At 73.0% G+C, this 10012-nt stretch carries 9 protein-coding genes; 5 read left to right on the top strand and 4 right to left on the bottom strand.

Annotated features, from left to right (window positions below; genetic code table 11):
- Nucleotides 1–305 precede the first annotated feature (305 nt).
- Genes AB0K28_RS51340 through AB0K28_RS51330 form a run of 3 tightly spaced genes read left to right on the top strand, consistent with a single transcriptional unit; the run spans nucleotide 306 to nucleotide 2663 of the window.
- On the top strand, nucleotides 306–962 hold the full coding sequence (locus AB0K28_RS51340) for a TetR/AcrR family transcriptional regulator (protein ID WP_364385911.1): 657 nt from the start codon (nucleotides 306–308) through the stop codon (nucleotides 960–962).
- A 53-nt stretch (nucleotides 963–1015) separates the two neighbouring features.
- The gene (locus AB0K28_RS51335; protein WP_364385908.1) at nucleotides 1016–2188 is read left to right on the top strand and encodes an FAD-dependent monooxygenase; all 1173 of its coding nucleotides are present in this window, start codon (nucleotides 1016–1018) and stop codon (nucleotides 2186–2188) included.
- Nucleotides 2189–2192: 4 nt separating this feature from the next.
- Nucleotides 2193–2663, top strand: a complete 471-nt coding sequence (locus AB0K28_RS51330; RefSeq protein ID WP_364385905.1) for a nitroreductase family deazaflavin-dependent oxidoreductase — start codon at nucleotides 2193–2195, stop codon at nucleotides 2661–2663.
- A 46-nt stretch (nucleotides 2664–2709) separates the two neighbouring features.
- Here AB0K28_RS51330 and AB0K28_RS51325 read toward each other — a convergent pair whose 3' ends face one another.
- Complete coding sequence (locus tag AB0K28_RS51325; RefSeq protein ID WP_364385902.1) at nucleotides 2710–3945, bottom strand: aminotransferase class I/II-fold pyridoxal phosphate-dependent enzyme; 1236 nt, start codon at nucleotides 3943–3945, stop codon at nucleotides 2710–2712.
- 140 nt (nucleotides 3946–4085) lie between these two features.
- Between AB0K28_RS51325 and AB0K28_RS51320 the strand changes: the two genes are divergently transcribed.
- Together AB0K28_RS51320 and AB0K28_RS51315 are read left to right on the top strand one after the other, a co-directional pair.
- Entirely contained in the window at nucleotides 4086–4334 is a 249-nt protein-coding gene (locus AB0K28_RS51320) for an acyl carrier protein (protein WP_345407661.1), read from the top strand.
- The gene (locus AB0K28_RS51315) at nucleotides 4334–5545 is read left to right on the top strand and encodes a beta-ketoacyl-[acyl-carrier-protein] synthase family protein (RefSeq protein WP_364385898.1); all 1212 of its coding nucleotides are present in this window, start codon (nucleotides 4334–4336) and stop codon (nucleotides 5543–5545) included. The genes AB0K28_RS51320 and AB0K28_RS51315 overlap by 1 nt, the downstream gene beginning before the upstream one ends.
- Here AB0K28_RS51315 and AB0K28_RS51310 read toward each other — a convergent pair.
- The 3 genes from AB0K28_RS51310 to AB0K28_RS51300 all read right to left on the bottom strand — a co-directional run bounded on the left by AB0K28_RS51310 (nucleotide 5532) and on the right by AB0K28_RS51300 (nucleotide 9863).
- Nucleotides 5532–6401, bottom strand: coding sequence for a phosphatase PAP2 family protein (locus AB0K28_RS51310; RefSeq protein ID WP_364385895.1), 870 nt, complete (start codon nucleotides 6399–6401; stop codon nucleotides 5532–5534). The genes AB0K28_RS51315 and AB0K28_RS51310 overlap by 14 nt on opposite strands.
- A 53-nt stretch (nucleotides 6402–6454) precedes the next feature.
- On the bottom strand, nucleotides 6455–8596 hold the full coding sequence (locus AB0K28_RS51305) for an MMPL family transporter (RefSeq protein WP_364385892.1): 2142 nt from the start codon (nucleotides 8594–8596) through the stop codon (nucleotides 6455–6457).
- A 271-nt stretch (nucleotides 8597–8867) separates the two neighbouring features.
- Nucleotides 8868–9863, bottom strand: a complete 996-nt coding sequence (locus tag AB0K28_RS51300; RefSeq protein ID WP_364385889.1) for an endonuclease/exonuclease/phosphatase family protein — start codon at nucleotides 9861–9863, stop codon at nucleotides 8868–8870.
- Nucleotides 9864–10012: the final 149 nt, after the last annotated feature.

The following is a 10012-nucleotide window of genomic DNA, read 5'->3' as shown; positions in this document are numbered from 1 at the left end:
GGTTCGACAAGCTGGCCGTGCGCTACGAAGCGACCGTCCACATCGCCGTGATCGACACCTGGCTATGAGCCCACCACTTCTGAAACGCGCCCTAGCCGTCGTGACCTCTGGCGCCGGCGAGCCGGGCGATCAGAGCGACGTGGGAGTGGCGAACCTCGCCGCCGGAGATGCGCGGCGGCGTCGGCAGCGGTGATGATCCATCTGGACTCGAAGGGGCGCAGGTCAGGCGTGGTGCGCCGGCCCGAGCGAGGGTGAGGTGGCCCAGGCATGGCGGCCTCCCGATCACGGCGTGCTAAGTTGGCCGCATGACTAACTTGGTCGATCGGCCAAAATCTTCGCGAGGGGATCGGCGGCGTGAGCAGCTCGTGGAGGCCGGCCTGGCGCTCCTGAGTGAGCACGGCTGGCCCGGCATCACGGCGCGTGCCGTCGCCGAGCGGGCCGGGACCAATGCCGGGCTGATCCACTATCACTTCGGCGGCCTGCCCGGCCTGCACGCGGCGATCTTCCGGCGCGGCACGGACCTGCTCGTCAACCCGCTCGTCGATGAGCTGCTGGCCGCGGAGGACGAGCGAGCCGCGCTTGACGCGATCCGCATGCTGCTGCCGCGGACCGCCGCCGACGAGCCCGCGTCCCGGCCGGCGGCGGACGGCGTGCCCGCATCCGGGCCGGTCGCCGGCGACGAGGACGGCTCCCGGCTGGCCGCCGAGCTGATCATCGGAGCGACGCGCGATCCCGCGCTCGGCGCCATGCTGCGCGACGAGCTTCGCCGTGCCAGGCAGCACATCGCCGATCGGTTGCGGGTCCGGCATCCCGGCTGGGCGGCCGGCCACGCGGCCGGGGTGGCGACGCTGATCGTCGCCGCGATCGACGGGCTGATGCTGCATCGCATGATCGACGGGGAGTTGCCCGTCGGCGAGGCACTGGATGTGGCGCAGGGGCTGCTTCCAGTGGAGGAGAGATGAGCGGTGGGGTGAGCGCCCTCGACCCGCCTGCTTGCCGGAGGAAAGGCGGGAGAGTGCTCATCAGCGGGGCCGGGATCGCCGGGCTCACGCTGGCCTACTGGCTGCGGCGCCGCGGGTTCGAGCCGGTGGTCGTGGAGCGCGCGCCACACGGCCGCCTGGGCGGCTACGGGGTCGACTTCTTCGGCAGCGGTTACGACGTCGCGGCTCGCATGGGCATTCTCGACCGGCTGACCCCGCACCGGCTACCGGTCGACGCGGTCGAGTTCGTCGACGCCTCAGGACGGTCCTCGGCCCGGTTGCCGGCTGAGCTGCTGGAGCGGGTCATCAGGGGGCCGCACCTGCCACTGATGCACACCACACTGGAAGGCACCCTGCTCGACGCCGTGGACGGTGAGGTGGAGATCCGCTTCGCGAACAGTGTCGCCGACGTCCGCGACACCGGCGGCGCGGTCGAGGTCGCCTTCGCCGGCGGTGGCCGTGAGCGGTTCGACCTGCTGGTGGGGGCCGACGGCATCCATTCGCGGACGCGGGAGCTCGTGTTCGGCCCTGAGTCGCGGTTCGTGCACCCGCTCGGTACGCGGCTGGCGTCCTACCCGGTGCCCGACCGTTACGGCTGGGGCCGGGTACGCGCCCACTACACCGAGCCCGGCCGCCAGACCGTCCTCTATCCGAGCGGCGAGCCCGGCACCCTGGTCGCCCTGCTGCTGTTCCGCGCGCCGCGTGGCGGAGGCGTCCCGCGTGAGCAGCGGGCGGGCCTGCTGCGGGAGCGGTTCGCCGGCGCGGGCTGGCTCACGCCGGCGCTGCTCGCCGACGCACCCGCCGGCGATTCGATCTTCATGGACGAGATGGCCCAGGTCATGATGCCTGTCTGGCACCGCGGCCGGGTCGCTCTGATAGGGGACGCCTGCGGCTGCATGACCATGGTGTCGGCTCAGGGCGTCTCCATGGCGATGGCCGGGGCGTACGCGCTGGCCGAGGCGCTGGCCGAAGAGCCGGGCCACGAGCGCGCGTTCGCCCGGTACGAGGCCAGGATGCGTCCCGAGGTGCGGCGACGCCAGCGCAACGCCCTGCTGTTCGCCCGCATGCTGCTGCCCTCCGGCCGCGCGGGGTTGGCCGTGCAGGGACTCGCCAACCGGATCATCACCCGTCAGGCGTTCGCGCCCGTGCTGCGCCGGCAGTTCGGCGCGGGGAGCGTCCTGCCGCCCGCGACCACCCGAGGAAGGTGACGTCATGGAGATCGTCAAGAGGCCGGCACCGCCGACCGGGCTGCGCCGCAAGCTGTGGCGGCTGCCCATCCTGCTCTACCGGCTCGGCCTGGGCGCCCTGCTGGGCGGCCGGGTCATGCTGCTCAACCACGTCGGCAGGGTGTCCGGACTGCCGCGCCAGGTCGTCATCGAGGTCGTCGAGCACGACGAGAACGGTTACGTGGCCGCCTCGGGGTTCGGCGTCAAGGCCGACTGGTATCGCAACGTCACCGCCTCCCCCGAGGTGACGATCCAGGTCGGCGGACGCGTCCACCCGGTGACGGCCGTTCCGCTGCCGGCCGAGGCGGGGGCCGTCATCATGGCCCGCTACGCGTCCCGGCATCCGACCGCCGCCCGGCGGCTGTGCAAGCTCATGGGCTACGCCGTCGACGAAAGCCAGGACGACTACCACGAGGTGGGGAAGCACATCCCGTTCGTCAGGTTCGTCCCGCGCTAGCTCGGGCGGGCGCGGTCTCCTGCCGGGTTCGCGGGAGTGATCGCGCTCAGCCTCGGGCGTTCGGGCGGCGATGGCCCAGGGCGTGGGCAGGCCGTTCACCGGACATCTCATCGGTGACCGTCGCCACCGCCTCCAGGACCCGGTCCACCTGGGCGGTGGTGTGGGCGGCGGTGACGCTGAGGCGGATCAGCGGCTGCTCGCCCGGCACGCCCGGTGGCAGCATCACGTTCGCCAGCACGCCTTCCTCCAGCAGCTTCGCCCAGAAGCGGCAGCACGTCAGCGCGTCCGCCATCGGCAGCGCCACCGTGGGGGTGCCGCCGGGCGGGATCGCGTAGCCGAGCCTGGTCAGGCCAGCGCGCAGCCGGTCCGCCGCCGCCAGGACGGCCTGGCGGCGCTGCGGCTCCGTACGGATGATGTCGAGCGCCGCCAGCGCCGCGGCCGTGCAGGACGGCGGCAGCGACGCCGAGAACAGCGCCGCCCGCGCGCTGTGCCGCAGGTAGTCGACCACGTGCCGGGGCCCCGCCACCGCGCCGCCCAGCGTGCCGAAACACTTCGAGAACGTCACCGTCTGCACGTCCACCGCCGCGCCCAGGCCGAAGTGCTCGGCCGCGCCCCGTCCGCCCGCGCCCAGCAGGCCCGCGTCGTGCGCGCTGTCCAGCACCACCCGCGCACCGTGCCGCTGCGCGTGCTTGGCGACGCCCGGCAGGTCGCACAGATCGCCGCCCACCGAGAACATGCCCTCGGTGAGCACCATCGCCCCGCGATCGTCGCCCACCTCCTCAAGCAGCGTCTCCAGGTGCGCCATGTCGTTGTGCCGGTAGCGCCGCAGCTCGGCCTGCCCCAGCCGGGCCGCGTCGATGAGCGAGGCGTGCATGTGCCGGTCGGCCACCACCACGTCATGCGGCCCGAACAGCGCGCTCAGCGCCAGGTTCGCCTGATAGCCGGTGGAGACCACCATCGCCGCCTCGTGCCCGAGGAACGCCGCCAGCTCCCGCTCAAGCCGTTCGTGCAGAGCCAGCGTGCCGTTGAGCACCCGCGAGCCCGAGTTGCCCGCACCCAGCTCCTCCATCGCCGCCACGCCCGCCGCCGCCAGCCGCGGGTCGCCCGACAGCGCCAGATAGTCGTTGGAGCCCGCCAGCAGCACCCGCCGCCCCGCCGCGACCACCTCGCCGCCGCCGAGCCTGCCCTCCACCGGCAGATAGAAGGGATAGACGCCGGCCGCGACCACCGCCTCGACCTCCTGGGGGAGCCGGCATTTCGTGAACGGGTCTCTCCGCCCCACGCACTTCACCTCGGATGGCCGTAGCTGACAGTGTCCGGTCGTAAGGGTAGAGTAATCGCCGCTGATCCGGTTCCCGGGCACGTCCCCGCCGGCCGGTCCGCCTCCCGCATGCCCCCAGACACCCCGACAAGGACGTACGCATGACCGAGGAAGAGATCTTCCAGCAACTGCGCACCATCTGCGCCCGGATCCTGTCGGTGGATCCCGCGCGCATCACCGCCGACACCGACCTGCGCCAGGAGCTCGACGCCGACAGCCTCGACATGGCCGAGCTGGCCGCCGCCAGCGAAGACCGCTTCCACGTCACCGTCGACCTCGACACCGCCAAGCAGGCGCGCACCCTGGCCGACATGGCCGGGCTGGTCCACGCCGGGGCGCGGGTCGGCTGATGGGCGCGCGGGTCCGCGTCGCGGTCACCGGGCTCGGCGTGCGTACGGCGGCGGGCAACGACCTGGCCGGGTTCTGGCGGACGCTGGTCGAGGGGCGGTCCACGGCACGCACGATCACCTCGTTCGACGCCGGTGAGCTGCCCGTCGGGTTCGCCTGCCAGGTGCCCGCCTTCGACCCGGCCCCCTACGTCACGGGCAAGGAGGCCCGGCGCATGGACCGCGCGACGCTGCTCGCCGTGTGCGCCGCCGCCGACGCGCTGGCCGACGCGGGCGGGCCGCACGTGCCGCCCGAGCGGCGCGCGGTCGTCACCGGCACCGCGCTCGGCGGCACCGAGACCTCCGAGGCCGCGCTGCTCGGCGGCGGCCAGCCCGGCGCCCTCTACGTGCCGCGGACGATGCCCAACGCCTCCGCCGCGTTCGTCAGCATGCGCCACGACATCCTCGGGCCCAGCATGACCGTCTCCACCGCGTGCGCCTCCGGCGGCCACACCGTCGGCGAGGGGCTGCGGCTGCTGCGCGACGGCTCCGCCGACCTCGTCGTGGCCGGGGGCACCGAGGCGTGCGTGTCACCGACCATCCTGCTCGCCTTCCACCGCTGCGGCGCGCTGTCCCAGCGCGGCCACGAGCCCGAGCGCGCCTCCCGCCCGTTCGACGCCGCCCGTGACGGGTTCGTGCTCGCCGAGGGCGCCGCGTTCGTCGTGCTGGAGCGTCTCGACGACGCCGTACGCCGCGGCGCCCGCGTCTACGCCGAGCTGGCCGGCTACGGCCGCACCTCCGACGCCCACCACCTCACCTCGCCCGATCCCAAGGGCGACGGCGCCGAACGCTGCCTGCGCCAGGCCCTGGCCGACGCCCGGCTCACCCCCGGCGACGTGGCCCACGTCAACGCCCACGGCAGCGGCACCGTGCTCAACGACGTGACCGAGGCGCGAGTGATCGCCCGCGTCTTCGGGCCGGGGCAGGTGCCGGTCACCTCCACCAAGAGCATCGTCGGTCACGCCATCGGCGCCGCCGGGGCCATCGAGGCCGTGGTCTCCGTGCTGACCCTGCACGAACGCCTCATCCACCCGACGATCAACCTCGACGTTCTGGATCCCGAGTGCGAGGTCGACGTCGTCCGCGAGCCGCGCCCGCCCGGGGCGGGGGCCGTGGTGTCCACGTCGTTCGCGTTCGGCGGCCACAACGCCGGCCTCGTGTTCACCCCGTCCTGACCGGGGTGCGGCGGGCGTTCTCGGTGCGGCTTGTCACCGCGTGCACGACCAGCGCCACCGCCAGCCCCGCGACCAGGTCCGACGCGTAGTGGTACGAGTTGTGCACCACCGCCACCGTCAACCCTGCGGCCGCGAGCCACAGCAGCCGGCTCGCGAGCCCGCGGACGTGGCGGCGCAGGGTGAGCACCGTGATCCAGGCGCCGGCCACGTGGGGTGAGGGGAAGCAGGCGCCGGGCGGGTCGAGGGCGGCCATGACGGCGTTCTGCAGCGGGGTGATCAGGTAGCCGGTGGGGCGCTGGGCGGCGTACAGCTCCGGCGGCCCCGGCGCCGGTCCTTCCAGCGGGAGCCCCATGAAACCGACGTAGCAGATGATCAGTGTGGCGAGCAGCGCGAACAGGTATCCCTCCGCGAGCTCTGTACGGCCTCGAAAGTAGAGCACCGGCGCGATCAGAAAACACCCATAAAAGGAGAAATAGCAGAACGTCACCAGCTCGGTGGTCGGCGGCATGGCCCACTCGACGACGACGGCGTTGAGGTCAACCCCGAACAGCCCCCGCTCCCAGGCGCGTACGGCATCGTCGAGAAATCGGCCATGCACGGCGAGCGCCGCCTCGGCGGCGATGGAGTAGACGACCGGCATCACGAGCAACGGCGCCATGAACCGCAGGCCCGCGACCCGCCGATCACCCGGCCACCACTGCCCGGCCCGCGCGACCACCACGAGAAAAGCGCCGCCGAGAACGCACCCGCCCAGCAAGCCCACCGCACCCGGCAACCGCTCGTGGGCCAGTGCGGCAATGGTCGCCATCAACGCGAAGTAGCCGAGCAGCAGCCCTTCGACCGGCCGGATCTCCACAATGCTCCTGCCTGCGAACGGCACCCGACGCGGCGTTCGGGAGCGGTGGCGCGTCACCGGGCGGTGACCGCGGGCGTGGGTTCGGTGGCTGGGCGAGGTGTGGGCGGGTGGTGGTGTTCGTGGGCGGGCCACCAGATGCGGGGGCCCAGGTGGTGGGCCAGGGCTGGGACCAGGAACGAGCGGACCAGCACGGTGTCGATGACCACCCCTACCGCCACCAGCAGGCCGAGCTGGACCACCGGCACCAGGGGCAGGACGGTGAGGACGAAGAAGGCGGCTGCCAGCACCACGCCAGCTGCCGTGATCACGCCGCCGGTCGCGCGCAGGGCGTGCAGGGTCGCCCCGCGGGTGCCGAGGCGTGGGGTCTCCTCGCGTACGCGGGCCATCAGGAAGATGTTGTAGTCGACGCCGAACGCCACCAGGAACACGAACGCGTACAGGGCGAACGACACGTCCATCACCGGATAGCCGAGCACTTGCGTGAACAGCGCCGAGCACAGCCCGAGCGTGGCCGCGAACGACAGCACCACCGTGCCCATCAGCAGCAGCGGCGCCACCAGCGAGCGCAGCAGGACGATCAGGATCAGGCCGACGACCACCAGGATCAGCGGCACCACGAGGCGGGCGTCGGCGAGGGCGGCGTTCTTGGCGTCGAGCAGCTCGCCGGTGAACCCGCCGACCAGGGCCGCGTCGCCGGCCGCCGCGCGTACGGTCGCTCGGAGGTTCTCCACCAGGCGCTCGGCGTGCGGCGTGTTGGGCTCGGCGGCCAGCACCACGTCGTAGACCCGCCAGGGGGCGGCCGGTCCGCGCCGCACCGACACCACGCCCTCGGCCCCGCGTACGGCCCGTGCCACGGCGGCGGTGGAGCCCTGCCTGGCCAGCACCACGACGGGAGCGCTGGCCGGATAGTGCCGTCGCAGCGCGTCGTAACCCTCCACCGAGGCCGTGCGCGTGGTGAACATGTCCGACGGCGGAATGCCGGACGCGTCGAGCGTGGTCAGCCCCAGGCACATCAGCGCGAGCAGCGCCAGCGACCCCGCCCACGCGAAGGGCGCCCGCCGCCCCACGAACCCGGCCACCCGCCCCCACACCCGATCAGGCCCCACGCCGGCGCGAGCCGGCGAGAACCGGCCCGGTTGCCCGCCGAGGGTGACCTGGTGGACTACGTGCCGCGACGCGCCGGTCGGCTCGTCCGGGGCCCGGTGGCTGGAGGGGGTGTCGTGGTGGGGAATGGCGGGCCAGAAGGCTCTTCGGCCACCGAGGAGCATGAGGGCGGGGAGGAGAGTCACCATTACGGCCATCGTGATGAGGACGCCGACGGCGGCTGCGGCGCCGATCGAGCGGAGGGCGTTGGTGTCGGCGGCGGCGAGGCAGCCGACGCCGCCTGCCACCGTCAGGGCCGAGGCGACGACCGTGCGGATGCCGCTCGACAGGGCCTGCTTCAGGGCCGTTGCGGTGTCGGGGGTCATGCGGAGGCGTTCGCGGAAGCGGGCCACCAGCAGCAGCGCGTAATCCGTGGCGACGCCGAAGACCAGTACGGTGAAGACCTCCGGCGTGGCCGCGCGCAAGGTGATCCAGCCTGAGCGGGCGAGGGCGTAGATCGCGGCGGCCGAGCACAGATAGGCCGCCGCCACGGCGAGCATCGGGATCAGCCAGAGCACTGGGCTGCGGTAGACGGCCAGCAGGACCAGGAGCACCACGGTCACGCTCAGCGCCAGCAGCGTGCCGTCCACGCGGAGGAACGAGTCGGCGTAGTCGGCTGCGACCCCGCCCGCGCCGGTCACGTGGCTGACCAGGCCCGGTGGGTTGGCGGCGGCCGCGATGCCGCGCACCTGCTCGACGAGCGGGGCGATCACCACGCCGGGCCGGCCGGACAGCAGCACCGTCACCTGGAGGGCGCGCCGGTCGGCGCTGGGCAGCGGCATCGAGGAGGTGCCGACCACGTCGGGCAGGCGGGCGAACTTCCGTAGGTCATGGCGTACGGCCGCGAGGTCCGCCGGCCGCAGCGGGCCCGTGCGTTCGTAGATCACGAGGGTGGGCACCGACCGCCCGGACTGCTCGGCCACCAGGTCGAGCACCCGCGCCGACTCGACGCCCCTGGCGAGCAGGGAGGTGCCGCTGGTGACGCGGACGTCCTCGAGCGGGCCGCTCGTGAGCACGGCCACCACCGTGAGAACGACCCACCCGAGCACCACGCCTGCGGCGATTGTCCGCGCGCGTATTGTGCGAAAAAGAACCGGCAATTCCCGCCCACCCCCGGCCTTGGTACAAAGGTGCCGGCCGACACGTAGACCCTAGGTTCCCGATCCCGCTCAAACAAATTGACGCAGCGGTCTTTTATTTACGTCGGGTGGTATCAAAAGCCGACATTGAGATATTCGAGTGTGGCGGCTATTTATGGAAATTGCGGAGTGTGCGGCTTTTGTTCTCCGGCGGGTTCGCCGCTCCGCGAACGGTCCCGGCGCGTCAGGGGCGGACGCGGAGGTCGGCGAAGAGGGCCCGGTGGTCGGAGCCAGGGACGTCGAAGATCTGGGTGGCCACCGCTCCGGCGCGCGCGTCCGTCAGTACGTGGTCGATGGTGACCAGGGGCGGCAGCGAGCGTCCGTGCGGCCAGGTGGGGACGAGGCCGTTGCCGGTGGAGGCGGCGGCGTCGGTGTAGCCGGTGCCGAGGAGGTCGCGGAAGACGGCGTGGTCGAGGGTGGCGTTGAAGTCGCCGGCCAGGATCCTGGGCGGCCCCGACGTGGGCGCGGGCGGCAGGGAGGCGACGCCGGCGTGCCATTCTGGCACCGTGCGGGGCACGGGAGCCACCGGGTGCACGACGACCACCTCGACCGGCGAGCCGCCGGGCAGAGACACCTCCGCGACCGGCATGTGGTGCCCGACCGGCCGGAACAGCCCCTTCCGCTCGCGCAGGGGATGCCGGGAGTAGATGCCGCTGCCCTCGGGGCCGCGTACGTCGGGCACGCTGATGTCGTACGGCAGCAGGTCGTCGAGCCCCGCCGCGGTCAGCCGGACCTTGGCCGACCAGGTGAGCTCCTGGATGCTGAGGACGTCCACGTCGAGGCGGCGTACGAGATCGACGATGACCGCCGCGTCGCCGCGCCCGCCGTTGAGGTTGGCGGTGAGCACCCGCAGCGTACGGCCACCGGCCGGCGCCGCGCCGTCACCGAACGCGCGCGGCACCACGCACCAGGCCAGGCAGGCGCACACCACCAGCATGATCGCCGCCGCGGCCCGGCTCCTGAGCAGGACCGCGACGCCCAGCACGACCAGCGCCAGCACCGCGAAGCCGGGGGTGAAGGCGGCCATCGGCACCAGGAAGACGCCCGTCTCCAGCCCGCCGAGCCGCACCACCGTGCCGGCCGCGAACAGCACCGCCAGGGCGACCGTCAGCCGCCTGCGCCACACCCGCCTGGGCCGCACCTCGGGCGCCGCCGTCTCCACATCCTCTTGCACCAGCACGAGCGCTCAGGCTAGAGGACCATCCTTAACGTCAGATGAGGATCAACCCGCCGTACGGGCCGCGCGGCACAGGCGTCCGGCGCCGCGGCCGGCGCAGCGCGGCGAGCGGTGGCGGTGCCGGCCGCCGGCGTCAACGGTCGGCGCGGGGC

The sequence above is a fragment of the Nonomuraea sp. NPDC049504 genome (genome assembly GCF_040676845.1).
Taxonomy (GTDB): Bacteria; Actinomycetota; Actinomycetes; order Streptosporangiales; family Streptosporangiaceae; genus Nonomuraea; species Nonomuraea salmonea.
This window is presented reverse-complemented; position numbering and strand designations above follow the sequence as displayed.

Excerpts from the sequence above, each read along its gene's own strand:
- AB0K28_RS51340 (WP_364385911.1), top strand. The coding sequence starts at position 306 with ATGACTAACTTGGTCGATCGGCCAAAATCTTCGCGAGGGGATCGGCGG.
- AB0K28_RS51330 (WP_364385905.1), top strand. The coding sequence starts at position 2,193 with ATGGAGATCGTCAAGAGGCCGGCACCGCCGACCGGGCTGCGCCGCAAG.
- AB0K28_RS51320 (WP_345407661.1), top strand. The coding sequence starts at position 4,086 with ATGACCGAGGAAGAGATCTTCCAGCAACTGCGCACCATCTGCGCCCGG.
- AB0K28_RS51315 (WP_364385898.1), top strand. The coding sequence starts at position 4,334 with ATGGGCGCGCGGGTCCGCGTCGCGGTCACCGGGCTCGGCGTGCGTACG.